The sequence below is a fragment of the Sphingobacterium sp. UBA865 genome (genome assembly GCF_002295765.1).
GTDB lineage: Bacteria > Bacteroidota > Bacteroidia > Sphingobacteriales > Sphingobacteriaceae > Sphingobacterium > Sphingobacterium multivorum.
Map to the genome: position 1 here is coordinate 56,219 of NZ_DBGB01000015.1, position 25,021 is coordinate 81,239.

The window sequence follows — 25,021 nt, forward strand, 5'->3', positions numbered from 1 at the left end:
CACTGGAAATCTGATTTTTTTTATATAAAAGTCAAATTGATGATCTTTTTACATAAACGACAATTTTAGATACATATTTTTTATTTACCTTTACCGCTCGAATTGCTACGTGTTTGTTCAGCATAAGACGTGTTTTATGACACATTAATTTGAAATAGACATCATTTAAATGGCTAAAAAACTTCAGACTTTTTTTCTAGAATTCGCAAACATTCACCGTTTTTTGCTACGGTTTTGGCGCGAATTGGTAACTCCACCCTATGAATTTAAAGAAATTGTCCGCCAGTGCTATGAAATAGGCTACAAATCTTTGCCTTTGATCAGTTTAACGGGGTTTATTGTTGGATTTGTCTTTACAAAACAATCGCGTCCTTCTTTGGAAGAATTCGGGGCGACTTCGATGTTGCCTTCGCTTATTTCGATTGCTATTGTTCGTGCTCTTGCACCGCTGGTGACAGCTTTAATAGCTTCGGGTAAAGTGGGCTCGCAAATCGGTGCGGAACTAAGTTCGATGAATGTCACGGAGCAAATCGATGCCATGGAAGTTTCGGGAACTAATCCATATAAGTATCTTATTGTAAGTAGAATATTAGCTACAACTATTGGGATTCCTGTACTATGTTTTTATGTAGCGGGTATAGGTCTTTTAGGCGGTTACCTAAGTATGATGAGTAAAGACGACTTAAGCTTTTTGAGTTTTTTTACGCAAGTATTTGAGACGATAGCATTTAAGGATTTAGGTGCTATGGTTTTGCGTGCGGTTATATTTGGTTTTACTATTGGAGCTGTAAGTTGTTATTGCGGTTATTTTTCTTCAAAGGGGACTGAAGGTGTGGGTAAGGCAGCCAATGCTGCCGTTGTAGCTTCGATGTTCCTTGTATTTATTGAGGAAATAATTATTGTTCAAGTTTTATCGTTCTTTGGATAGCGAGCTATGGAAAAGATTAAATCAACCATCGACCATTCGAAGCCGGTCATTGAAATTAGGGATGTTAGCAAGTCTTTCGGTGATAATCACGTCCTACGTGGTGTCAACCTGGATTTATATAAAGAAGAAAATCTCGTTGTGCTTGGACGTTCTGGAACAGGGAAATCCGTGTTGATCAAATTGATTTCTGGTTTATTAAGACCGGATGAGGGGACGATCAATGTTTTGGGAGAGTCAGTTCTTGAATTAAATGATCGCGAACTGCGTGAATTACGCTTAAAAATAGGGTTTTCTTTTCAGAATAGTGCGCTTTATGATAGTATGACTGTGCGCGAAAATTTGGAATTTCCATTGGTTCGAAATAAACGGAACTTAACACGTTCGGAGATCAACTTTGCTGTAGAAGAGGTTTTGGATGGAGTAGGGCTTTCGCAAGCTATCAATCAGATGCCATCGGAGTTGTCGGGTGGACAACGTAAACGAATTGGTATTGCGCGCACACTGATTCTTAGACCTGAAATCATGATGTACGATGAACCAACAGCAGGACTAGATCCGATCACTTGTTTGGAGATTAATGGATTGATTAATGAGGTTCAGGAGAGGTATAAAACAGCATCAATTATTATTACGCATGATTTAGCTTGTGCGAAAGAGGTGGGAGACCGTATTGTAATGTTGTTGGATGGCAAGTTTGAAAGACAGGGGTCTTTTGAAGAGATTTTTGATACAGATGACGCACGTGTAAGAGCGTTTTATAATTATAATTTTATTCTATAATATACATGAGTAAGGCAGAAAATAAAAGAGCAATCATTGTCGGTATTTTTGTTTTTTTAGGCGTATTGATTCTTTTAGCTGGTATTTTTATTTTGGGTAGCCAGCAAAAGAAATTTACTAGAAATATCGAAATTACGACTTCATTTCCCGATGTCGCTGGATTGAAAGTGGGGAGTAATGTGTGGTTTTCTGGGGTTAAGGTAGGGATCATTAAGAATATACATTTTAAAAGCGTGCAGGATGTTGAGGTGGTATTGACAATCGAGGAGAAATCTGCTGAATATATTCGTAAAGATGCTGTAACAAAATTGGGCTCGGACGGTTTGATTGGTAACAAGATCGTAGTGATTTCTGGAGGGTCACAAAATGCGCCAACAGTGGAGACAGGTGATTTCTTGCGTTCGGCGAAGACTGCGGACATGGAAGCAATGATGGAAACATTGCAGGTAAATAATGAGAACTTAGCAAAGATTACGACTGACTTTGTAGAAATATCACGTGGATTGGCCGACGGAAAAGGAATGGTTGGAGCGATGTTGACCGATACTTCTATGGTTAATACATTGCGTGCTACATTATTGTCAATCAGTGCTGCAATGAATAATGCGAATAAAGCATCTGCTAATTTGGTTACCTTGACAAACTCTTTAAATAGCAATAAGGGCTTGATTCATGATTTAACGACTGATACCGCTATATTCTCTAACCTGCGTCAGTCTGCAGCGCAGTTGCAAGGAGTTTCTCAGACAGCAAATGCATTGATAAACAATTTGAATAATGCTTCAAGTCGATTGAATGATAAAGATAATGCGGTGGGTGTGTTATTGAATGACCCGGCATCGGCAAATCAAATTAAATCGGCAATCAATAATTTAAATTCGAGCACATCCAAACTGGACGAGAATATGGAGGCATTGCAGCATAATTTCTTGTTGCGTGGTTTCTTTAAAAAGAAGATGAAGGAGGATGCGAAAAAAGCTGAGTTGCTTAAAGCGGACACTGCAAAGTAAGTTGTGTTAAAAAAGAACATAAGGAAAGGCTGTACGCTTGCGTAGGGCCTTTTTTAATAAATAATAGCGTCATTATGGGATCCAACTCAACAGGTCTTAGCACTGTATAGTATTTGGATAACCCTTTTATATTTGAAAGAAATGAATCACAGCGAAATAACCGATAAAGACGTCATTTACGAAGACAATCATCTCATCGCTATAAATAAGAAAGCCGGGGATATTGTGCAGGTGGATGAAACAGGAGACCTATCTTTAGAAGATATGGTGAAAGTATATTTGAAAAAGAAATATGATAAGCCAAATGAAGCATTTGTTGGTGTTATTCATCGATTAGATAGACCTGTTAGTGGTATGATTTTGTTCGCCAAAACAAGCAAGGCGCTAGAGCGAATGAATAAATTTTTTCAGGATAGACATGTGAAAAAGACCTATTTGGCAATCGTTAGACAGCGTCCGCGAAAAACTGAGGGGAAACTTATCAATTGGTTGGTTCGGAATAGACAAACAAGGGTAACAAAGGCCTTTCCACGCGAGGTGAAAGGCGGAAGTTATGCCGAGTTGGATTATACCTTGGTGGGTGAGTTGAATGGATTCTATTTGCTGCGCGTAGAGCCTTTAACAGGTCGTACACATCAGATTCGTGCGCAACTTGCAGCGATGGGATGTCCTATTGTTGGTGATAATAAGTATGGATATCCAAGAGGCAGTTCTTTGGGCAGTATTTGTTTACATTCTCGTTCATTGACCTTTACGCATCCAATAAAAAAGGATAAGATGGAATTGATCGCTTCTTTGCCGAAAGATGGCTTTTGGGATAAATTTGAATCTTTGGCACGCTAATCGTTAAAATTTCAGTACCTTTGTGCTATGAAATGGTTTAAATATTTACTCCTAATATTTACCTTAAGCTGCTCGGCTGTGTCTGTTTCGTACGGACAGTGTGCGATGTGTACATTGAACGCTGAGAATTCTACGAAGGAAGGAAATATGCAAGGAAGAGGTCTGAATGACGGTATTTTGTTTCTATTGGTAATACCTTATCTAGCCGCGGCGGGCCTTGGTTATTTATGGTATAAAAAATACCGCAAGAAGAACCCCGTAACAAAGAAATTTTTAAACGAAATAAAATAGATTCTTAATGCCCACATCCAAATTCCATGCAATGATACATTCCAAATGTCCGAAGTGTCATATTGGTAATGTATTTGTAGGAAAGGTATACAGTTTACATAAGCAGCATATGAATGATACTTGCCCTTATTGTGGTGTCAAGTACGAGGTTGAGCCGGGGTATTTCTATGCTGCCATGTATGTGAGTTATGCTTTGTCTGTCGCTGAGATTGTTACTGTATCTGTTGCTATCGCAATTTTGACAGGAAGCGAGTCTCCTTGGTCTTATCTGATTGGTCTAGCTGTAACCATTTTGGTCTTCGCACCTTTTAATTTTAGATATGCCCGTTTGATTTTACTTCATTTTTTAACGCCAAAAATCAGTTATGATCCGCGCTATGAATTGGCGGCAGAGATAGGTGAAAAGAATAATAAGAACTTTGAAGAAGATGGTAACGATATTAATGAAATAAAAAAATAAAAGAGCTCTACAGAGCTCTTTTATTTTTTTAGATACTTCATGGTACTGTCGAAAAGGAACACCTTGTCTTTATATACTTCCGAAATGAGTTGTTGTAATGGAATTAGATGCACTTGCTGAAAATCTGCTATATGGTCTTCTGTAGGGAGTATAACTTGAATGCAGTAGGTCATACCTTCGTGTGGAGACTGTAGCATTTCCAGAAAATGCACTTGAAATTTTTGGGATTGCACGATATTATCCTGAATCCATGAAACGACCTCTTGATGGATTGTTTCTTCTGCTATAACGGAGACATTGTATAAAAACATATGCAAAAATACGCTATTTTTCTGCGATAAAAAAGATTCTAAAGGACAGAACCGAGATAAGTTTGAATATTACATTTAATTACTATATCTTGTAAAAATAAGGTTGCATTTCATGCAATTCCGTATTTAATTGCAATATTTGGAATAAATGATAAGGATGTATTTGGGATTATGAGGATGAAATTTTGGATAGGTTTGTTTTTTTCTGCCATGATCATGTTGGGGTGTCAACGACATAGTGTTGATCTTATTCCAATAAATCAATTTTTTTCTACACCTGAAAAATCAAATTTTAAGATTTCTCCAAATGGTCGATTTATCGCTTACATTGGCTTAGATAATCATTGCAAAAATATCTATTTAATAGATTTGATCAATAAGGATAGTTCCAAACAGCTTACTTATCAAAATGATATTAATGTAAAATCCTTCGCTTGGAACAATGATTCAAAAATTTCCTTTTTGACGGAACAATCTTCGCAGGACAGTTTACGTTTATATGCTGTGGACATCAACACAGAAAAGATTTGGCCATTGATTAAACCGGTACGAGGTCGGTTTCGATGGATTCATGCTATGGCGACCGGAGGTGATAGTTTTATAGCGGGAATCAACGATAGAGACTCTTCTTTTTTTGACCTTTATCGTATCTATTTAGACGGGAGGCCTCGGGAATTGGTTTTACAGAATCCGGGAAATATGAGCTCCTGGGTTGTATCTAATGATGGGCAGGTACGATTGGCTGTGGCCAACGATTCTGTACAGCAATCTGTGCTCTATAGAAGTTCAGAAAAAGAACCATTTAAAGAGATTATACGATGTGATGTTGAAAGTAGTTTTACTCCACTGGGTTATAAGGATAGTTCAAATGCCATCATTTATGCTTTATCCAATATAGACCGGGATAAACTGGCCTTGGTAAGTTATGATTTAGTAAACCAAAAAGAGCTGGGCGAGCTATATAGTCATAAAGATGTTGACGTGAGCCCTGGGGGGTATTTCACTGAACAGAATAAGCTGTTATTTGTCAATTATAGCACATCAAGACAGAACAGACATTTTTTTGATGAGGCTACCAAAAAGAAATATGATCAATTGTCGAAGCAGATTGATGGCTTTGAGTTTCAGGTATTGAATACTGATATTTCGGGGAACAAGGTCATTATCAAAACCTATACGGACGTAAACCCGGGCGGGATTTATTTCTATGATTTTTCGACTCAAAAATTAACGAAGCTAACAGATAATAATTCCGATCTAAAAGACAAAGAACTTTCTCCAAATGAGTATATCACTTATACGGCGAGAGATGGCATTCAGATTTCGGGTTATTTAACTTATCCCATTCATTCCAATCGCAAAAATCTGCCTATGGTTGTATTGCCCCATGATGGACCTAACGGACGGGAGGTTTGGGGATTCGATAACGAAGCGCAGTTTTTGGCGAACAGGGGTTATTTGGTTTTTCAGATGAACTATAGGGGATCGACCGGTTTTGGTAAGAAGTTTTGGACTGCGGGATTTAAGGAATGGGGCGGGAAGATTCAGGATGATATTACTGATGGAGTAAAATGGTTGATTAAAGAAGGAATTGCTGATCGGGAACGTGTCGCTATTGTAGGGAAAGGTTTCGGAGGCTATTCGGCGCTACACGCTGCTTGTTTTAATTCTGATCTTTATAAATGTGCCGTGTCTTATTCCGGCTATACCAATCTGTTCACTTACTTTAGAGATATACCGCCATATTTTAAATCGTATGTGCAGAAAATGTATCAAGTAGTTGGGAATCCGATTCGGGAGGCTGAGCTATTTAAAAATATTTCACCTGTATTTCATTCGGATAAAGTAAAGATACCGGTGCTATTGGTACAGGGAGGAAAGGATCGGTTTAGTTCGGTAACAGATGCAAATCAATTTGTACAGAAATTAAAGAATAATAATATTCCCGTACAATACATCCTAAAAGAGGACGAGGATAGAACTTTTAAACGGGACGAGAATGTCTTTGGTTACTATAATGAGTTGGAGCGATTTTTGGCGAAATATCTTGTAGACTAAGGGCGGGAGATTATGAAAGCAGAGAAATATAGCTATCGAAAAAATTACGGATTATTGTTGATGTTTTTCATCGTGATTAGTGGTCTGTATATATTTGCCCTTTTTCTTTCGCGTAATTATACAGAATCGCATATTAAGAACGAATTTACCAATCGGAAATCGGAGATATTTGATCAAACCTTAGTCCCTTTCAATGATTTTTTTCAGAATAGAATTCCTGAAGTATCTTTTTATCAAGGTTTTTTGGATTCAGTCCAGGCGGGAAAATATGCATATAGTATATTAAGTTCCTACCCATTCGTTAGAGAAATTGGTTTTTTTGATTTACAATTTAATAATGATCATAACTTGAACTATGGTTTTATTGTTAATAACCTTAGAATTCAACCGAAAACCATTACTTTTTTTACCGTTTCCAGGTCTGGCCTGAATAAAAATACGATTCGGGATCGAGGGCAGATGGGCTTGCATTCCGAAGAGATTAATAATATTGGTGTGAAGCTGGCAACTTATATCGATAAATTGCAACCGAATGCCAAGCTTTCTGATAAGGATATTCTGAAGGTTTTTTATACCATAAGACCTGGACAGATTACCTATCTGAATATTCCAAGGGTCAACGACTTAATAGTCTATAAGTCTATTATGGAAGGTAATTTGGATCATACTGTCGGATATGAACAGGATATGTTCAATTTTCAGATTGATCCAATGTATCTGGAAGTAAAAAATAGTTATTCAAATCTTTATGAGAAAGTAGAAATAGTGCCACTGGTTGGTGCTCCGATCACGCCGGAAAATGACGAGATTTCAACGGAGATGCCGTTACCTGGAGCCTTAGCAGACTACAAACTTCTTTTTAGGTCGAGTAAAAGTTTTCTGTCAAAAGAGATAAATCGCAGTTTTTGGCCGGTATTGGGAGGGGTATCCCTGATTTATATTATTTTGATTGCAATATTATATTTAATTTATAGAAATTTAGAAATTAACGGAAGACTTTTTAAATTGCAGTACGATTTCATCAATAATCTTACCCACGAGTTTAAGACGCCTGTGAGTGTTATTAAAATTGCTGGAAATAATATTAAGAGTGCGCAGGTACTCTCTGATGAAGAGCGGAAAATGTATGGAAATATATTAGATCAGGAGGCAGACCGATTAAATAACTTGATGAATAAGCTGTTGTCTTTTAGTCAGATCGAAAATAAAACCATAAAATTAAATAAAGAAGAAGTTGATTTGGAGGAATTTACCGAAAATCTAGTAGCTTCGTCAAGAATAAAATATGCGGATTTCAAGATTAGCACAAAAATTGATGTAAGGACATCAATGCTTGCAGATCCGGTACTGTTAAGTAGTGTGTTTCAAAATATGATCGATAATGCCTATAAATATTCGAAAGCGGGGCATAAAATCTTAGATATTGCGATACAACAAAACAAGAAGAATTTTGTTATCACTTTTAAGGATGAAGGAATAGGTATTGAGAAGGCAGAGTTTAACAACATCTTCAAAAAGTTTTATAGAATAAAAAGTCAATATAATCAGCAAGGAAGTATCGGTTTGGGCTTGGCTTTCTGTAAAGAGATTACCGAATTTATAGGCGGTGATATTACAGTAAAAAGTCAATTGGGACAGGGGACCACCTTTACCTTGGTATTTCCGGTTTAAAAAATAAATTTAAATATGAATAAAGACATCACTGTTGCTGTTATTGAAGATGATGAGAACTTACGGTTCTTGGTAAAACATCGATTGGAATCCGAAGGCTATCAGGTCATTCAGAGTGGAAATGGGAATGAAGCGGAAAGTTTGATCTTGGAAAAGAGACCCGATGTGGTTTTGTTGGATTGGATGCTTCCAGGAAAAGAAGGCAACGAAATCTGTGAAGATGTCCGTAAAGCCGGATTTGAGAATATCATTATCATGATGACAGCGAAGTCTCAAGATGTGGACAAAATTGAAGCCTATAGCTTTGGTGTGACTGATTACATTAGTAAGCCATTCAATATGGATGTGCTTATTGCTATGATCGATAATAAGGTGAAATTTTTCTTGCCTAAGAACAGTCCCGAAGTATATAAATTTGGCCAAACGGAACATCATCCGAATATTCATTCCTTAATACGTGACGGAAGGAAAGTTGAGTTGACCATTTTGGAAAACCGAATTTTGCTTCATTTTTTACAAAACTTAGGCCGGGAGATTACACGCGAGGAGTTAATGGAGGTTGTCTGGGGTTATAGCTCAAATGTCAACACACGTACGTTGGATATGCATGTGGTTCGTTTAAGGAAAAAGATCGAAACAAATCCAGATAAGCCACATTATCTACAAACAGTTCGGGGGCTGGGGTATAAATTTGTTGATGAGGAAGAGATTTAATTTTATTTAACGGGTAAGAATTTGTTTTGTTGAAAACAATTATTATCTTCGTATAGATTCAAAGCAAGACCATGTTTCCTGACGAGGGAAATATGGTCTTGTTTCTTTTTTAAAAAGTAGAAAATAAGAAAAAAGATAAAATTATGGCAGAAGTAACTTATTTTACGGAAGAAGGATTGCGTAAGCTTAAAGAAGAATTGGCTTATCTGAAGACGGAAGGAAGGTCTAAAATTGCCAATGCTATTGCAGAGGCTAGAGACAAAGGAGATTTGTCAGAAAATGCAGAGTATGATGCAGCTAAAGAAGCTCAGGGGCTTCACGAAGCTAAAATTGCCAATTTGGAGAATACATTGGCGACTGCACGTTTAATTGATGAGTCCAAATTGGATACATCTAAAGTTTTGGCCTTATCGATTGTTAAGATCAAGAACAAAAAGAATGGTGCTGAAATGACTTATCAATTGGTGGCGGAGTCAGAAGCAGATTTGAAGTCGGGCAAGATTTCAGTTAAATCTCCTATTGCCCAGGGTTTGTTGGGAAAATCGAAAGGTGATACAGCTGTTATTGAAGTGCCTGCCGGTAAAATTGAATTCGAGATCGTAGAGATTTCAAGATAATATATGTCGGTTATGTGCGGTATGCCATAACCGCACATCCACAAATTAACTTTATATTAAGAAGGTCGTGATATAGTAATCGCGACCTTTTTTGTTTATATTTGTTGGCAGTAGAAAAACAGGGTGTGATAAAATCTGCAGTTAAATTTTTAATTGCTAACATACCGAAGGCTTTGCATTTTAAAGTCTGTTTTTTGCTAATTATTGTTTAAAAGATTTATTCCAAGATTAGAATAATATGTCGACAATTTTTTCAAAAATCGTTGCTGGGGAGATCCCAGCTTACAAAGTTGCAGAAAGTAATGATTTTCTAGCTTTTTTGGATATCAGTCCATTGGCTAAGGGGCACGTTCTTGTGATCCCTAAGAAAGAGACCGATTACATTTTTGATATAGAAGATGATGAATATATGGCGCTTTGGGTCTTTGCTAAGATTGTTGCTCAAGGTATTAAAAAGGTAATTCCCTGTGTAAAAGTTGGTGTTGCAGTTGTTGGTTTAGAAGTGGCTCACGCACATATACATTTGGTGCCTATTAATAAAATTAGTGATTTAAACTTTGCTGGACCTAAATTGAGCTTGGCAGAGGACGAACTTCATGAAATTGCGACTACTATTCGCGAGTCTATCGTCAGTATAACTGCTCAAAATCAATAATTAGAAAGGATTATATTACACTTGATTTACGTTCGTTTTTTAGAAGAATGCTATATTTGTACTTTGCTGTTTAAAATTTGTACAAGAATAAGCGTAGGATTTGTTCTAAAAAAGGAACGCAACATTGATTTTTACTAAAGGTTATGCATGAACTCTTGTTGTCATTTCAACAATTATTAAACCCGGAGGAGCTATTGAGTTCAGGAGGGTTTTATCTGGTTATCTTAATTGTATTTGCTGAGACGGGCCTATTTTTTGGATTTTTTCTACCTGGGGATTATTTATTATTTCTTGCAGGATTATTTTGCGCGCTAAATAAAATTGACGTTAATATATACACGCTTTGTTTGGGCTTGTTTATAGCGGGAGTGTTAGGGAATTTTACAGGGTATTGGTTTGGTTATCGAGCGGGGCCGATGCTGTTTAAGCGAAAAGATAGTTTCATCTTTAAGCGAAAATATGTGGTCATGGCCGAAGAATTTTACCATAAATATGGTGGAACTGCTTTAATTATAGGAAGATTTGTTCCAATAGTTCGTACTTTTGCACCTATCTTTGCAGGTGTTGTAAAATTAGATTTTAAGAAGTTCGTTCTGTATAATGTTGCCGGAGCTGCCATTTGGGTACTTGTATTGACCCTGTCTGGATATTTCCTTGGTATTGAGTTCCCTTGGATTATACATTATGTAGAATATGTTGTCGTTGGTATGATTGTGATCGCATTTTTACCAATTGCAATAACGTTGTTAAAAAAGCGTATAAAAGATAAAAGAAACAAACAAAATATACAGTAAAATAAAAAATGAGTAAACAAAACCCTTGGCACATGGTTTCTCCAGGTGAGAATGTTCCAAATGCCGTAAATGCTATCATTGAGATTACAAACGGATCCAAAGGAAAGTATGAATTAGATAAAGAAACTGGTTTGTTGCTTTTGGACAGAGTAATGAGTTCATCTGTCGTTTATCCTGCCAATTATGGTTTTATCCCACAGACTTATTGTGATGACAAAGATCCTTTGGATATTTTGGTCATTTGTTCAGTGGATATTTTACCATTAACATTGGTTGAAGCACAGGTCATTGGTGTGATGAATATGGTTGATGGTGGAGAACAAGATGATAAAATTATTGCGGTAGCTAAAAATGATCCCGTTTTTAATTACATTAAAGATATTGATCAGTTACCTCCGCATACCATGAAGGAGATTGTACAGTTCTTTGAGAGTTATAAAGCACTTGAAAAGAAGCATGTCATTGTTGAGGGTGTAAAAGGACGTGAAGAAGCACAAAGAATCTTGATCGAGGCTATCGATTTGTACAAAAAAGAATTTGTTAACAAATAACCCCAAGCATGGCGCTCGATATATTTTGGACATTGTTTTTAGTATTGGCCAACGGCTTTTTTGTCGCGGCAGAATTTGCTATTGTCAAGGTCCGAGTCTCCCAAATTGAAGTTCAGGCAAAAACAGGTAGCAAAGTTGCTACAATAGCCAAAAGTATAACGGAGCATTTGGATGGTTATTTGGCCGCTACACAATTGGGTATTACACTTTCTTCACTGGCCTTAGGTTGGGTAGGAGAGGCTGTAATGACCCAAATTGTGCAGGGGGTACTAGGTTTTTTCGGTGTTGAATTGACAGGTACAATCGCGACGAATGCAGGTCATATATTGGCTTTTACGATTATTACCGTGTTACACATTGTATTTGGAGAGCTCGCTCCTAAATCAATTGCGATTCAAAAACCTGTTGCAACAACAATGAAAATTGCGGTTCCACTGCAATTTTTCTACTTTATCTTTAGACCATTTATTTGGATTTTAAATGGTTTCGCTAATTTTCTGTTGAAGATTTTAGGATTTGAAGTTACTAAAGGGGAATCTGCGCACTCTTCTGAAGAGTTGCAATATCTTTTGGATAAAGGTAAAGAGTCTGGTGCTCTGGATATTTCTGAGCACGAGTTGATCAAAAATGTATTTGATTTTAACGAACGTATCGTTAAGAATATTATGGTACCTCGTACCAAAATTGTGGCTGTGGAGGTCACGGCTGATGCCTCTGAGCTGATAGAAACCATGACTGAAGAAGGGTACTCTCGTCTGCCAATTTATGAGGATAATATTGATCAAATCGTTGGTATTGTCCATACGAAAGATATTTTACCCCTCTTAGCTAAAGGAAAAGAGGTTGTCATGAGAAATATCATGCGCAAACCTTATTTCATTCCTGAGACGAAGAAGATCAATGATCTAATGGCTGAGTTCCAGCAAAAGCGTCTACAGTTAGCGATTGTATTGGATGAATTTGGTGGAACTGCGGGTATGGTTACCCTGGAAGATATTGTTGAGGAACTTGTTGGTGAGATTCAGGATGAATACGATGAGGAAACTCCAGTTGTCGAACGTATCTCGGAAACGGAATATATGGTCGATGCAGGCGCTAGTATTCATGATGTGAATGAATTTCTCCCGATAGAATTACCCGAAAGTCAGGATTACGATACGATGTCCGGTCTGGTGAGCGAAATCTTTGATAAGATTCCTGAAGTCGGTGAGCGTAAAGAAGAATATGGTTACGTATTCACTATTATCCGTAAGGCCCAGCAGAACATAGAGTTTGTCAAATTGGAATTGGTCGAATCGGCCGATGATGATACAGAAGAATAAAACAATAACGAAAGCACATGCAGTTATTTTTTACACCGGATTTAAACCCTTCATTAGAAAATTTTATCCTTAGTGAAGAAGAAAGTAAACATGCTATTCGTGTGCTTCGTATGGATACTGGTGATCGTTTACATCTCATAGACGGTCGCGGTGGTTTGTACGAAGCTCAAATTATTGACCCTCACCCCAAACGTACTGTTATCACGATCTTAAATGTTGAGGAGGAGTTTCAGCGGCCAAAATATCATTTGCATATTGCTGTTGGTCCAACGAAGAATATTGATCGCATCGAATGGTTTTTGGAAAAGGCGACTGAGGTTGGAATTCAAGAAATAACTCCAGTTATCTGTGAGCATTCTGAGCGAAAAGAGGTGAAATTAGATCGTCTAAATAAGGTGGTTGTTGCAGCGATGAAACAATCGTTGAAAGCCTATCTTCCCAAGCTAAATCCAGCAGTATCGTTTAAACAGTTTTTGAGGGAAATCCCAAAAGAAGGTGTTCAAAAGGCAATTGCACACTGTGTTGACGCTGAAAAGAAGTATTTAAACCAGGTTTTGGAGCCAGACCAGCATTATATTATCCTCATTGGTCCGGAAGGAGATTTCTCTGAAGACGAAATTGATTTGGCACTACAGATGGGGTTTCATCCGATTTCGTTGGGAGAAGCGCGTTTAAGAACCGAAACGGCTGCTTTAGCAGCTTGTATGGAAGTTTCCCTGCTGAATAGAGGATAGGGGATAAAAGACGGACCCTGGCCCACTAAATGGGCTGTGAGAGATCTGCAAAGCCCATTTAATGGTTTAATAATAGACGCTAGTTTATTTTATTGGTTCTGCATCTACAATCTGGATTTCAGCATTTCCTTTAAGCGGATCTTTGGTAAAGATCATTTTCCCTTTTAATTTAATCGGATCTTCAGAGAATTTTATTGCATTGCCCTTTAATGTTACTTCAACCATTGGTGGTATTCCGTTGGATCCACAGAATTGGCATTGCATCACGGGTAATACAGACATCATAAAGTTTTTATGATTACGACCACTATGAAGAGGAACCATATAACCTGGTAATTCAACAATTTTATTTTCAAGCGCTTTAAGTTCTTTTGGGTAGAAAGGAGTATATACTTTCTTTGCCCCATTATAAGTTACTTTATAAGCCATTTTATCAATTGCTTCCCAAGTTTTGTTCATCATAGGTGTATGATCGGGAACATCCGGATTATTGCCTATTTGGGCTTGGGACTGTATGGTACAGAATAATATAAATAAGAATACTGTCAGTGTTTTTTTCATGTGTTATGCTATTGTTATGTATCGAGTGTTATGTATCGAGAAGCTGTTCGAATGTATTTTCCGTTTTCCTGCCTAGAGGATAAGCTGCTCTTCTTATTGCGATCTTTTGTCGTTGTGTAATCTTAGTTAAACTTATTTATTTGATAGTGTTCCAGAAATACTTGTCCTGTAGGCCTTGATCGCCGGAATAAGTGCTGCGAAGATACCTATTAGACAAGCAACAAACAAGAAAATCAGTTCTTTAGGATGAAGTGTAAAAGCCTCTATAAAATCGGCGCTTTGACTTGTCTGATTACTGATATAGTAAAGCGCTAGATGTGCCATTATAAGCCCAATTAACCCACCAAGAATCGTAATGATTAGTCCTTCAAGAAGCACAATGGCAAAGAGTTTTCCTTTGGAGGCTCCAAGCGTACGCATGATGGCAAGATCGTATTTACGTTGCTTTAATGCGTTATATAAATTAATAAAGACGCTTAAACCTGCAATAAACATAATTACATAAGCGAGTATCGATAAAGAATCTATCCCTACGCCTAATAACGAGAATAGACGAGTGCTTTCCATGGCGGGAGATGCGGCCTGCATGTCTGTTTGCTGATCAATCAATTTTGGCAAAATTCCGATCGCTGCAGGCGATTGATATTTTAGTAGAATGGCGGTTATTTCCAGTCCATTCTGTTTTACCATGTCGGCACCTATTGACTTCACAAACATGCCTTCCTCTGCGTGCTCATGATGGTCTTCCTGCTCCTGATGTCCTTTTTCGTTCGTTTGGGCTGGAGCAGATGAATTTTCTGCTATATCTTCACCATGATGGTGCAGATGTGCTTTGAGGGTTTCCTCCCGGTCTTCTTGGCGTTCGCGTAATTCTTTCTCTACTGCTGTTTCTTGATGCTCATGTTTATGTGCAATGCCATGTACATCCCAAACACTTTCTAAGTTGGTTAGTATTAAGTTATCGGTAACGTTATTGTTATGTTTTAGAATACCAACAATGGTAAACGGATGTTCGTCATGATGATGTCCATCTTTGCTCAAGCCATGTGAACTATGGATCTGATCGCCAATTTTGAGCTGTTGTTTTTTTGCAACTTGATCACCAATGACTACTTCAAAGTTATTTTGCCAGATACAGCCTTCAGTTATTGCTGTTTCATAAATAGCTAAGAAAGATGAATCTGTTCCAACAATGCGATGGCCTTTGAAATTGTCACCTAAAGATAGGGGCACTGCAAGCTGAACAAGGGGATTTTGGCGTAATGGTTCCAGTTCGTCCAGTGGGATATTGCCGGTTGGATTGTCAATATGATAAATACTTGATAAGATCAATTGAAGGGGGCTTCCTTTGGCTCCAACAACCAAATCAATATTTTTACTGTTATTGTCAAGCTGCTTTTCAAAAGTTTCGCCGGTAATTGAAAGCACGGCAAGGATGGAAATTCCAAACGCCGTTAACAGCATGCTTAGAAAGACCGAGCCAAACTGCCTACTTAAATTTTTCCAAACCAATTGTATCGTGTTCATAACAAATTCTAAAAACTAAGGGTGACGCGTAAATTAAAGTAAAACAATTATTTTAAAAGGTACATTTTGGAGAACTGATCTTTTATTCTCTTGTCGTGTGTTGTTATCAATAAAGTCGATCCTGCAGTGTCAGCTATCGATAATAATAATTCTAATACCCTGTAGGTATTGTTGTCATCTAGAGCGGCCGTTGGCTCGTCAGCAATAAGTAGAGCTGGTTTATTGATGATGCTGCGTGCAATAGCAGCACGTTGTAATTGGCCGCGACTCAATTCGTTCGGGTAGGCATCACTTTTTTGATCTAATTGCAGTTGCGTCAATATGAAATGTATTGCATTAAGGTCTATTCTTTTCCCTGCTAAAGACTGTGCCAACTTGATGTTTTCCAAAAGTGTTAAATTTCTTAGGAGGTGAGCTTCTTGGAATATAAATCCGATATATTGCGCACGAAACTGATCCAATTTGCTGTTTGATAATAAGGATAGGTCTTGGTTATTTATTTTGACTAGACCTGTCTCTGGTCGTGACAAACCTCCTAATATATTAAGTAACGTTGTTTTTCCAGAACCCGAATCCCCTAATAACAGCGTATGCTGACCTTTCTCGATGTGAATATCTGGAAATTCAATTGGCGTTGAATTAGGATACTGAAATGATAACTGTGTAGTCGATACGATTGGAGTGCTCATGAGGATCAGAAATTGAAAATATATTCAAACTTAGATAAATTGCTTTTTATATGCAATNNATTGCATATAAAAAGCAATTTACTGCAGTGAGTTAACAGTTGGCAATGGAAGATGATCGGTCTCTCTCAACTGGCAGTACCACTTATCTATATAAGACCGTAAATGGCATTCATTAAAGTGTAATTTAGAAAAATAACCTTATTGTGTTAATAAATTAAGTGCTTAATAATTTTATTACACTTCTTTAATATGTTGTCCCATTAAGGGGAGGAAATATTCGTATAAATTGGATAAACAGCTGTTTTTTGCTGAAAATCAAGAAAAATAGGAGGTAAGTAACATTAAATTAACAACTGATTGATGTAATGGTAATTTGTTGTTAATGTTAATCTAATATTCTGCTAATAGATTTGCAGAAACAAAAAACAAATAAATTGAAACCACAATTACAACTTAAAGGAATCGCTGCTGCCATGACGCTTGTAGTAGCTGCATCAACAACAGTTTATGCACAAAGTAGTGGGAAGTTAATGGGGACTATTACTAACAGTAAAACTGGTGAAACAATCACCGGAGTAACTGTTCGTATTTTAGGAACATCAAGAGGTGGAAGCTCTGATGTATCTGGAAAATACAGTATTCCAGCTTTACCGGCAGGTAAATATACTGTAGAATATATTTATATTGGTTACTCGACGAAGCAAGTTACCGAGGTTGAGATTAAAGCGAATGATTTGACCAATTTGGATATCGTTCTTGATAATTCGGAAGGACAGGTGTTAGATCAAGTTGTGGTTACAGGATCTTTTAAGAAAGAATCTATTGGTGCATTATATTCGCAACAAAAAAATAGTGCATTGATTTCTGATGGTATTTCAAGTGAGCAGATTAGAAGATCGCCAGATAAAAATACATCCGAAGCATTACGTCGTGTCAGTGGTACGACAATTCAAGATAATAAGTTTGTCATCGTTCGCGGTTTGAGTGATCGTTATAACGTTGCTATGATGGACGGCTCGGTACTACCAAGTACAGAAGCCAATCGTCGCGCATTTTCATTTGATATTATTCCTTCGAATCTTATTGATAAAATAACGATCTCAAAAACAGCTACTCCAGATTTACCAGCAGATTTTGCAGGGGGAGCTGTACAGATTACAACAAAAGATATTCCTGATCAAAACTTCGTTTCTTTTGGTTTAGGCTATGGTTATAACACAGCCTCAACTTTTAAAGACTTTTTGCAAACCAAGAAGAATTTTCAAAACTATCTTGGTTTTGATGATGGATCTAGTCAGTTGGCCAAGAATTATCCTTCGCGAGAAGCATTCGCGGCTGGTTTATCGCAAAAGTGGCAACGTTTAACGATGAAATCGTTGTCGAATGATTTCTCTGTTGAAAATAAGAAGGCTCTTCCCTCTCAAGCTTATCAATTTTCTTTGGGTCGAGTAAAGCAATATGAGAATAACAATAAGTTTGGTGCGCTATTTTCTGTAAATTATCGGAATTCCCAAAATATTCTATCAAATATTGAACGTAAGTGGTATCAATATGATTATACAGATAATCAATATAAGTTTACAACGAATTTGGGGGCAATGGCTAATTTCGGTTATTCTTTTGGAAAGAATAAAATCTCTTGGAAGAACTTGTACAATCGAAATTATGATAACTTATATACTGAGCGAACAGGAACACATCTTGGAACGACATCAGTAAATAAATTCTATGCTTTTGATATTTTGCAAAAATCATTGTTCAAGTCAACCTTGGAAGGAGATCATGTACTTTCGGATCTAAATGATAGAATTAAATGGACAGCATCGTATAGCAACATTAAAAATAATCAACCGAATCAGATGAAAATCAATTATGCAAAAGCGATTGACAAAGAAAATGATTCTACAGTTCCTTATTTGGCCAACATTACAAGTCCTAGTAAAGAGAATACACGTTTGTTTTCAGATCTTAATGAAAATGTTTTCTCTGGTGACTTAAACTATGCTAGACCAATGAATTTTCTATCGGCACCAACTACATTGAAAGTCGGTGCTGGAGCGAATTATCGTCATCGTGATTTTGATGCACGTTTTGTTGGACTGGTCTTAGATGTAATTAAGATGGATTCAAAATTAGCTGATCAAATACGTGAACTTTCTCCAGATAAAATATTTGCTGCAGATTTGATCGATAAAAACTATTTTAAATACGATGAAATTCAAATGCCTGGTGATTTCTATACAGCAAAATCAATGACAGGATTTGGCTACGCTATGATGGACCAAAAGTTTATGGATAAGTTTCGCGTAGTGTATGGCTTGCGTGTTGAAAACTATAATGTTCAAATTGACACAGACAAAAAGGACGTTGATGATACAAAATTAGACTTTTTGCCTTCAATTAATATGACTTATAGTTTAAATAGTAAAACAAATCTTAGAGCTTCCTATTATAGAACAATTGCTCGTCCAGAGTTACGAGAATTAGCACCATTTAGTTTTTATGATTACGAGCAATTTGGAACTATTTCAGGGAATACAAAACTAAAAAGAAGCGCAATCAATAACGCGGATTTGAGATTTGAAATATATCCTAAGGCTGGCGAAATCTTTTCTATCTCTGCATTCTATAAACAGTTTACAGATGCTATTGAAGCATCTCGCTATGATGTGAATTCGACAGTTGATGTTTCCTATTTCAATACACCAAAAGCAACTTTATATGGAGCTGAGTTAGAGGCAAGAAAGAAATTGGATTTTATCAATGAAAATAAATTGTTTTCTAACACAACTGCATATTTAAATCTTTCTTATGTGCATTCGAAGGTGACTAATCCAACTGATCAAGATTATAAAGAGAAAACTCGACCTATGGTTGGACAATCTCCCTATACGATCAATGCAGGATTGCAGCATAGCGCATTGGATAATAAATTGAATGTCAATGTCCTTTTTAACCGTATTGGTAAGCGGATAGCACAAGCAGGAGGAATTACCTTTGCGAGTGCTTACGAAGCACCTCGTAATGTATTAGATGCGCAAGTTGGCTACAAATTGATGAAGAATAAAGCGGAGGTAAAGGTTAATTTGGGTGATATTTTGAATAATCCTGTAAACGTATATTTTGATAACGAAGCTAAGGAAATTCTATATCGCTATAAGACCGGTGGAAATTATTCAGTATCATTTAATTATACATTTTAATAGTAATATAAACTTAATATTACTTTAAATATAAGGACATATCTAAAGTATTTTTTTGTATCAAGATTTTAAAGCTTAAAAAATGAAAAAAAGATTTTTATTCTTCTCACTAGCAGCGTTATTATTTGCTGGAGCATGTAAGGAAACAACAATTACGGATGAAGGTGGCGGTACTGAAACTCCAACAAATCCTGAAAATCAAAATGTCGTAGAAATCTCTGGAGAGATTACAAGTAATACAACTTGGACATCAGATAAAATCTATGTTTTAAAAGGATTCGTATACGTAAGTAATGGTGCCACTTTAACAATCGAACCTGGAACCATTATTAAAGGTGATAAAGCTTCAAAAGCTACATTAACAATTACAAGAGGCGCTAAAATTAATGCAACAGGAACAGCAGACAAACCAATTGTATTTACATCAAATTTGGCGGCTGGAGCTCGTTCCCAGGGTGACTGGGGTGGAGTAATCCTTTTGGGTAAGGCTCCTGTTAACCAAGGTACAGATGTTAAGATCGAAGGTGGTCTTGCTGGACCAACAGGTAAGGATGAAAAAAATTATATTTATTATGGAGGAACTGATGCTGCAGACAACTCAGGAACTTTAAAATATGTTCGTATTGAGTTTGCTGGAATTGCATATTCAGTTGATAATGAAATTAACGGTTTAACATTGGGAGGTGTAGGAAACGGTACAACATTAGAATATATCCAAGTCTACCGTTCAGGTGATGATGCATTTGAATGGTTCGGTGGTACAGTAAATGCGAAACATCTTCTAGCTGTAGGAACTTGGGATGATGATTTTGATACAGATTTTGGGTATTCTGGCAATGTCCAATTTGCATTAGCACAACGTGTACCTACAGTTGCAGATCAGTCAGGTTCGAATGGATATGAATCTGATAATAATGCTACTGGAACAGTTCAAACGCCCAAAACATCAGCAGTATTTTCTAATGTAACTGTTCTTGGTCCTATTCAAAAAGCAGGTGGATCTTTTAATGCAAATTATCAACATGGTGCACAAATTCGTAGAAATTCCTCTATCAGCATCTTAAATTCTGTTATTTCAGGTTTCCCGTTAGCAGGTCTGTATATCGATGATACGAAGGTTGCTGTAGCTAATTCAACTTCAAATAATTTCCTAACTGGTTCTGCTGTGTTTGAAAATAACTTGGTATACGGTTCTAAAGATGCAGATTTGAAAGTTAGTTCAACGGATAACGCTGCCGCTATATCAACACTTATACGTGCTAAAAATGTTTTCGATAATAGTAAATATGCTTCTGAGCTGTTTGTCGCACCATATAATTTCGGTTCTGATTTTTCAAATACAGGTGCTACTCCAGATTTTAAAGTTTTATCAGGATCTGCAGCTGCTAGTGGTGCGATTTTTACCAACGCTAAGGTTTCGGGAAGTTTCTTCGAGAAAGTGGCTTATAAAGGTGCTTTTGGTACGACAGATTGGACAAGTGGTTGGGCTCATTATGATCCACAGAACTTGGCATATACAACTCCTGGACAAGTAAAATAATTATAGTTTAGTTAAATAAATAGAAAATCCTGCCTCGTGCAGGATTTTTTTGTAGCAAATATGTTAAATAATTCGTTATTGAAAATAATAAACTAAACTTTAAAATATGAAAAGAACGATCTATCTATTGGTACTAAGTGTTACCTTACTATTTGTTGCCTGTAAAAAATCAGATGATAAAATTGATTCAGAAACTAAAGGTCTTCATGTAGAAATAAAAGGAATTTCTGGCTGGGGTGAATTTGTAAATATCAGTGTGGATCAAAATAAGACAGAAGTAAAATATGCTGCGGAAACTACTGGTAATCCTCAAACTGTAAAAGATAAAAGTTATAAAACAAGTGAAGACACGTTTAGAAAGTTATCATCATATGTCGATAAGTATAATTTAATGAACGCCAAAATTGAGGAGTGTGCACGCTGTGTAGATGGAGCAGACTATGTGATTACAATAAAATCCGGAGATAAAAAAAATACGGTAACAATTGCAGGGCAACGTACAGATGGAAAATATGCAGATGTACTTGATTTTATAAACAAACTTTAGATCAAACAAAAGCGCTGTGGAGGATTAATTATTCTTCTCCAAAATGACGATTTTCACCTAGATTCTGTGATATAAAGCGAATGTGAAACCCCGGTACAATGTGATATTATCTCGGCTCGTAGTGATAAACAATTTGATAAGACTGATTTTTAAGCTCCTCAGACAATTGACCTATATCTAGCGTTTGCGCTTGTGGTGTAGGTTCACAGACAGAATAATATTTTCCATTGTACAAAATAGCATCACCGATAGGATGTTCAAATTGGACGGCCATCGTTACATGAGTGGGATAGAGCAGGGTGATCATAGGAAGATTGTAGATTTCCTTTACCAGATAAAAAAACAGGGCAACACGGTCATCACAGTCACTGTATTTATTCAATAGCGTTTGTTCTGCAGAAAGGCGCTTTTCGGATCCGAAATTCTCTTCGTCATTTTCGTATAAGAATGCATATCGCGTAAACCGCATTAAATAATCGACACCTTCCTGCTGATTTTTTCCTTTTAAATTTTCCTTGAGCGCAGGAATCAGTGATTGATAAGTTTCTTTGCTGAGTGGAATATTGAAATAAGTTTCAAAATCTACGCCAGGATAGTTTTTAAAAAGATCACTGATATCTTCATTCAACTTGACATTGAAATGATAGGCTTTATGCCCATAGCTGAACTCAATTTGCTTTTCTTTATAATTTGCTGGTACAAAATCGGGTAGTTTGGTGATTTTGTAACTGAAATCTTCGATGGCTTCCGGCACTTTAATTTTGACAGGAATATAGGTGTCTGCGCGTTGAAAGAGCTTTCCATAGTCATGGAAGTTTAAACAGGTGTATTTCTTGCCATCAATTTCAAAAAAGGGAATATCAGAGATATCTTCTTTGTTCTGAATGAAAAATATGATCTGATTACTACCCACAGCCAAACGAGCATCATAACCAGATTTACACATTAAAAACCATTTATATAATGTGTAGCGGGTGTAATTTTCCGTTTTGGGAGCAATCTGTTGTGCGGTGCGGCGAATCAGCTGATAATATACCCAATCATTTAGATGATGTTCATCTTTGTATTCGAGAAGGCTATTTATAAGCTGTATGTAATTAGTTTGATCAGCTATTTGATAGAATTTTTGTATGTGAGCTATTGTTAGGCTGTCATTGAATGGAATATTAAAGGACGATGGAATATCAATAGATACTTTGCCATCATAAAAATCGAAATCATGATGCTGCGCCCTAACGAGTTTTGGACTGTAGGTTAACCAAAATAAAATGGTTAAAAACGCAATATAGTATCCTTTGATATTCAATTATTAACAAATTGATAACATTAATGTAATGTAAATTTAACAAATTGTAGTTGCTTTTTATACCGATTATTGAAAAATGTTTTTGGGATTGCAATAAGTCTGTTATTTCTACTAAATATTGTGGATATGATTCATTTGTGAGTGTTTTTTACTAAAACATCAAAATACATTAGTATGCTTTCTGATTTTGGCTGGAAGCTATATTTTGGACGGGAGGAAAATAAAGAGAATTTAATCAATTTGTTAAATAGTCTGCTTGAGGGAGAGCATATGGTCGAGGATCTCAGTTACAGCAATGTTGAAGAAGATGGCGGTTTGCCGTATGATCGGAAAGTGATTTTTGACCGTGGGGTAAGCTATACCTCCCGAACGATTAGTCGCTTGACCAAGAAAGCAACTGCGGGAAATAATTATGAGCTGCCACCGGTATATTTTATTGCCGTACTGGGGTTTCGGCTTGATCCATTGAACAGGGCGAAATATTATTACAGTGCCAATATCTTTGATGAACTTGACCAAGAAGTTCTTTATCCCAAGCTGAGCTATAAGATGTTTGTCTTGCCCAATTTCATTAAGCCACTGTCCAGGTTGGATACAATCATAGATCAATGGATGTACCTGATGAAGCATCTGGATGAGCTGGATGGATCACCTAAGTATTTGGATAAAAGAATGTTATCGCGTATTTTCATCCGACTTAATAATATGTATAAAGCGGATGAGAGATCGCTAAATTTCTTTCGTATTGAAATTTAGCTTAGTTTTGCTATAGGAGAACTGGCAAATTTAACGCTGGAAGAGAAGATGTCATACATATCAAGCTTAGAACAAAAACGTGTCTATAATGCTACAATTGCGTATGCTGAAAAGGAGGGTATGGAGAAAGGCCGATTGGAAGAGCGTGCCAAAGCCGAAGCTGAGAAATTAGCTGAAAAGCTTAAATCAGCGTTAGAATTTAAGAAAATTGTTGTAGCTGTAGAAGATATTGCTAAAGCTTTAGGACTGACTGTCGAACAGGTGGAGGAGCTGAAATAGGATTTTTTGCTTATAAAATATTATAGAGCCATTCTTTAGAGGATGGCTTTTCGTTTGATACAGATGGTCTGAATAATCTTGGATTGTAACATGTTGATTTCATTTAGTTTTTCAAAAACGCATTGCATCTTCAATAACATTAAAAAGAGCATATTAAACATTTCGGTCATCGATGATAAAAGATGGTGTTTTCAGCCGGCCTACGTGGACATTATAGCCAATATAGCTTTCCCCAATAAAAAAAGGGCCGCGGTGGTAACATGATTTTCCTAATCGATCAGCTTGAGCGTCTTTAAATTTTCCAACTGCCGCATTTACTTTATTCGTAAATTTCTGGACTTTATAAAGATCAATGTCTTGCAGATCAACGCCGTGTGCTGGATAAGAATCCAGCGACACTTACTACGATTGAAGATTCATGATTTTATAAATTTTCACCTTGCTTTTAAGAATCTAATTTTATTGAGTCATAATCTTCATTAAAAAACTCTGGAAAGGAATAACCAATGGCATTTAGATGTTTAATGAAAACCTTTAGTGTCATGTTGGACGATCCCGCTTCGATTTTTCCGTATTGAGCTCTGTCAAGATTGTAATCATAAGCAAAGTTCTCATGACTAGAATAGCCCATGGTTTTTCTTATTTGCTTGAAACGCAGGCCAATTAGTTTTTGTTCAACATCAAGAACCAGTATATTATTATTGTTTTTATGTTCCATTCTATAAAAGAACGGAAGCTGTAGGTAAAACACCACTCCATAAAACGATACGTTTTATTTGGAGTTATTTAAATGATTTTATATATTTGTGGTGGTTAAATATAATTATCTGAATTTAATGGTAAAAAATAAAAAGTAGGAATTAAACTAAACTTA

The 25,021-nt window shown here is 36.6% G+C and carries 27 protein-coding genes; 20 read left to right on the top strand and 7 right to left on the bottom strand.

The features are described from left to right. Positions 1 to 169: 169 nt before the first annotated feature. The 6 genes from B2O97_RS08375 to B2O97_RS08400 all read left to right on the top strand — a co-directional run bounded on the left by B2O97_RS08375 (position 170) and on the right by B2O97_RS08400 (position 4,312). Positions 170 to 928 (top strand): MlaE family ABC transporter permease, encoded by a 759-nt coding sequence (locus B2O97_RS08375; RefSeq protein ID WP_075991659.1) that lies wholly within the window; start codon positions 170 to 172, stop codon positions 926 to 928. 6 nt (positions 929 to 934) lie between these two features. Continuing rightward, positions 935 to 1,708, top strand: coding sequence for an ABC transporter ATP-binding protein (locus tag B2O97_RS08380; protein WP_286767250.1), 774 nt, complete (start codon positions 935 to 937; stop codon positions 1,706 to 1,708). A 5-nt stretch (positions 1,709 to 1,713) separates the two neighbouring features. Continuing rightward, on the top strand, positions 1,714 to 2,718 hold the full coding sequence (locus B2O97_RS08385; protein ID WP_070567326.1) for an MlaD family protein: 1,005 nt from the start codon (positions 1,714 to 1,716) through the stop codon (positions 2,716 to 2,718). Between the two features lie 141 nt (positions 2,719 to 2,859). Continuing rightward, positions 2,860 to 3,561: an RluA family pseudouridine synthase gene (locus B2O97_RS08390; RefSeq protein WP_070567324.1), complete on the top strand. Its 702-nt coding sequence runs from the start codon at positions 2,860 to 2,862 to the stop codon at positions 3,559 to 3,561. 27 nt (positions 3,562 to 3,588) lie between these two features. Then, the gene (locus tag B2O97_RS08395) at positions 3,589 to 3,852 is read left to right on the top strand and encodes a hypothetical protein (RefSeq protein ID WP_070567322.1); all 264 of its coding nucleotides are present in this window, start codon (positions 3,589 to 3,591) and stop codon (positions 3,850 to 3,852) included. 109 nt (positions 3,853 to 3,961) lie between these two features. Next, positions 3,962 to 4,312, top strand: coding sequence for a DUF983 domain-containing protein (locus B2O97_RS08400; protein ID WP_232475712.1), 351 nt, complete (start codon positions 3,962 to 3,964; stop codon positions 4,310 to 4,312). 20 nt (positions 4,313 to 4,332) lie between these two features. Here B2O97_RS08400 and B2O97_RS08405 read toward each other — a convergent pair whose 3' ends face one another. Beyond that, positions 4,333 to 4,623, bottom strand: coding sequence for a DUF4286 family protein (locus tag B2O97_RS08405; RefSeq protein ID WP_070567317.1), 291 nt, complete (start codon positions 4,621 to 4,623; stop codon positions 4,333 to 4,335). 177 nt (positions 4,624 to 4,800) lie between these two features. Between B2O97_RS08405 and B2O97_RS08410 the strand changes: the two genes are divergently transcribed. From B2O97_RS08410 to B2O97_RS08450, 9 genes are all read left to right on the top strand, one after another. Continuing rightward, positions 4,801 to 6,681 carry an alpha/beta hydrolase family protein gene (locus B2O97_RS08410; protein ID WP_112374257.1) on the top strand — a complete coding sequence of 627 codons (1,881 nt, stop codon included), beginning with the start codon at positions 4,801 to 4,803 and terminating at the stop codon, positions 6,679 to 6,681. Positions 6,682 to 6,693: 12 nt separating this feature from the next. Further along, positions 6,694 to 8,352 carry a sensor histidine kinase gene (locus B2O97_RS08415; protein WP_088160664.1) on the top strand — a complete coding sequence of 553 codons (1,659 nt, stop codon included), beginning with the start codon at positions 6,694 to 6,696 and terminating at the stop codon, positions 8,350 to 8,352. Positions 8,353 to 8,367: 15 nt separating this feature from the next. Beyond that, complete coding sequence (locus B2O97_RS08420; protein WP_046674214.1) at positions 8,368 to 9,066, top strand: response regulator transcription factor; 699 nt, start codon at positions 8,368 to 8,370, stop codon at positions 9,064 to 9,066. 143 nt (positions 9,067 to 9,209) lie between these two features. Continuing rightward, positions 9,210 to 9,683 carry a transcription elongation factor GreA gene (gene greA / locus B2O97_RS08425; protein ID WP_046674213.1) on the top strand — a complete coding sequence of 158 codons (474 nt, stop codon included), beginning with the start codon at positions 9,210 to 9,212 and terminating at the stop codon, positions 9,681 to 9,683. Between the two features lie 238 nt (positions 9,684 to 9,921). After that, the gene (locus B2O97_RS08430) at positions 9,922 to 10,338 is read left to right on the top strand and encodes an HIT family protein (RefSeq protein ID WP_075991665.1); all 417 of its coding nucleotides are present in this window, start codon (positions 9,922 to 9,924) and stop codon (positions 10,336 to 10,338) included. Positions 10,339 to 10,481: 143 nt separating this feature from the next. Next, positions 10,482 to 11,132 carry a DedA family protein gene (locus B2O97_RS08435; protein WP_075991666.1) on the top strand — a complete coding sequence of 217 codons (651 nt, stop codon included), beginning with the start codon at positions 10,482 to 10,484 and terminating at the stop codon, positions 11,130 to 11,132. A gap of 8 nt (positions 11,133 to 11,140) precedes the next feature. Continuing rightward, positions 11,141 to 11,683, top strand: coding sequence for an inorganic diphosphatase (locus B2O97_RS08440; RefSeq protein WP_075991667.1), 543 nt, complete (start codon positions 11,141 to 11,143; stop codon positions 11,681 to 11,683). A gap of 8 nt (positions 11,684 to 11,691) precedes the next feature. Next, a complete protein-coding gene (locus B2O97_RS08445) occupies positions 11,692 to 13,005 on the top strand; it encodes a hemolysin family protein (protein ID WP_088160665.1) in 1,314 nt (437 codons plus the stop codon). 17 nt (positions 13,006 to 13,022) lie between these two features. Next, complete coding sequence (locus B2O97_RS08450; protein WP_286767251.1) at positions 13,023 to 13,739, top strand: 16S rRNA (uracil(1498)-N(3))-methyltransferase; 717 nt, start codon at positions 13,023 to 13,025, stop codon at positions 13,737 to 13,739. Positions 13,740 to 13,823: 84 nt separating this feature from the next. On the opposite strand, the gene B2O97_RS08455 is transcribed toward B2O97_RS08450, so the two are convergent. From B2O97_RS08455 to B2O97_RS08465, 3 genes are all read right to left on the bottom strand, one after another. Next, positions 13,824 to 14,300 (bottom strand): hypothetical protein, encoded by a 477-nt coding sequence (locus tag B2O97_RS08455; protein WP_070567302.1) that lies wholly within the window; start codon positions 14,298 to 14,300, stop codon positions 13,824 to 13,826. A 132-nt stretch (positions 14,301 to 14,432) separates the two neighbouring features. Continuing rightward, positions 14,433 to 15,827: an ABC transporter permease gene (locus tag B2O97_RS08460; RefSeq protein WP_286767252.1), complete on the bottom strand. Its 1,395-nt coding sequence runs from the start codon at positions 15,825 to 15,827 to the stop codon at positions 14,433 to 14,435. A 47-nt stretch (positions 15,828 to 15,874) separates the two neighbouring features. Further along, the gene (locus tag B2O97_RS08465) at positions 15,875 to 16,516 is read right to left on the bottom strand and encodes an ABC transporter ATP-binding protein (RefSeq protein WP_070567298.1); all 642 of its coding nucleotides are present in this window, start codon (positions 16,514 to 16,516) and stop codon (positions 15,875 to 15,877) included. 434 nt (positions 16,517 to 16,950) lie between these two features. Between B2O97_RS08465 and B2O97_RS08470 the strand changes: the two genes are divergently transcribed. From B2O97_RS08470 to B2O97_RS08480, 3 genes are all read left to right on the top strand, one after another. Further along, positions 16,951 to 19,719, top strand: coding sequence for a TonB-dependent receptor (locus B2O97_RS08470; protein ID WP_286767253.1), 2,769 nt, complete (start codon positions 16,951 to 16,953; stop codon positions 19,717 to 19,719). Positions 19,720 to 19,801: 82 nt separating this feature from the next. Next, positions 19,802 to 21,259, top strand: coding sequence for a hypothetical protein (locus B2O97_RS08475; protein WP_145327591.1), 1,458 nt, complete (start codon positions 19,802 to 19,804; stop codon positions 21,257 to 21,259). A gap of 106 nt (positions 21,260 to 21,365) precedes the next feature. Beyond that, the gene (locus tag B2O97_RS08480; RefSeq protein ID WP_286767254.1) at positions 21,366 to 21,806 is read left to right on the top strand and encodes a hypothetical protein; all 441 of its coding nucleotides are present in this window, start codon (positions 21,366 to 21,368) and stop codon (positions 21,804 to 21,806) included. A 106-nt stretch (positions 21,807 to 21,912) separates the two neighbouring features. Here B2O97_RS08480 and B2O97_RS08485 read toward each other — a convergent pair whose 3' ends face one another. Beyond that, positions 21,913 to 23,112: a hypothetical protein gene (locus B2O97_RS08485; RefSeq protein WP_286767255.1), complete on the bottom strand. Its 1,200-nt coding sequence runs from the start codon at positions 23,110 to 23,112 to the stop codon at positions 21,913 to 21,915. A gap of 174 nt (positions 23,113 to 23,286) precedes the next feature. On the opposite strand from B2O97_RS08485, the gene B2O97_RS08490 reads away from it, so the two are divergent. Both B2O97_RS08490 and B2O97_RS08495 read left to right on the top strand, forming a co-directional pair. Then, positions 23,287 to 23,868: a PD-(D/E)XK nuclease family transposase gene (locus tag B2O97_RS08490; protein ID WP_286767256.1), complete on the top strand. Its 582-nt coding sequence runs from the start codon at positions 23,287 to 23,289 to the stop codon at positions 23,866 to 23,868. A 48-nt stretch (positions 23,869 to 23,916) separates the two neighbouring features. Beyond that, a complete protein-coding gene (locus tag B2O97_RS08495) occupies positions 23,917 to 24,147 on the top strand; it encodes a hypothetical protein (RefSeq protein WP_286736398.1) in 231 nt (76 codons plus the stop codon). 153 nt (positions 24,148 to 24,300) lie between these two features. Here the strand turns inward: B2O97_RS08495 and B2O97_RS08500 are convergent, their stop codons facing one another. Then, complete coding sequence (locus B2O97_RS08500) at positions 24,301 to 24,546, bottom strand: hypothetical protein (protein WP_286767257.1); 246 nt, start codon at positions 24,544 to 24,546, stop codon at positions 24,301 to 24,303. Positions 24,547 to 24,592: 46 nt separating this feature from the next. After that, complete coding sequence (locus tag B2O97_RS08505) at positions 24,593 to 24,865, bottom strand: helix-turn-helix transcriptional regulator (RefSeq protein WP_070567287.1); 273 nt, start codon at positions 24,863 to 24,865, stop codon at positions 24,593 to 24,595. Positions 24,866 to 25,021: the final 156 nt, after the last annotated feature.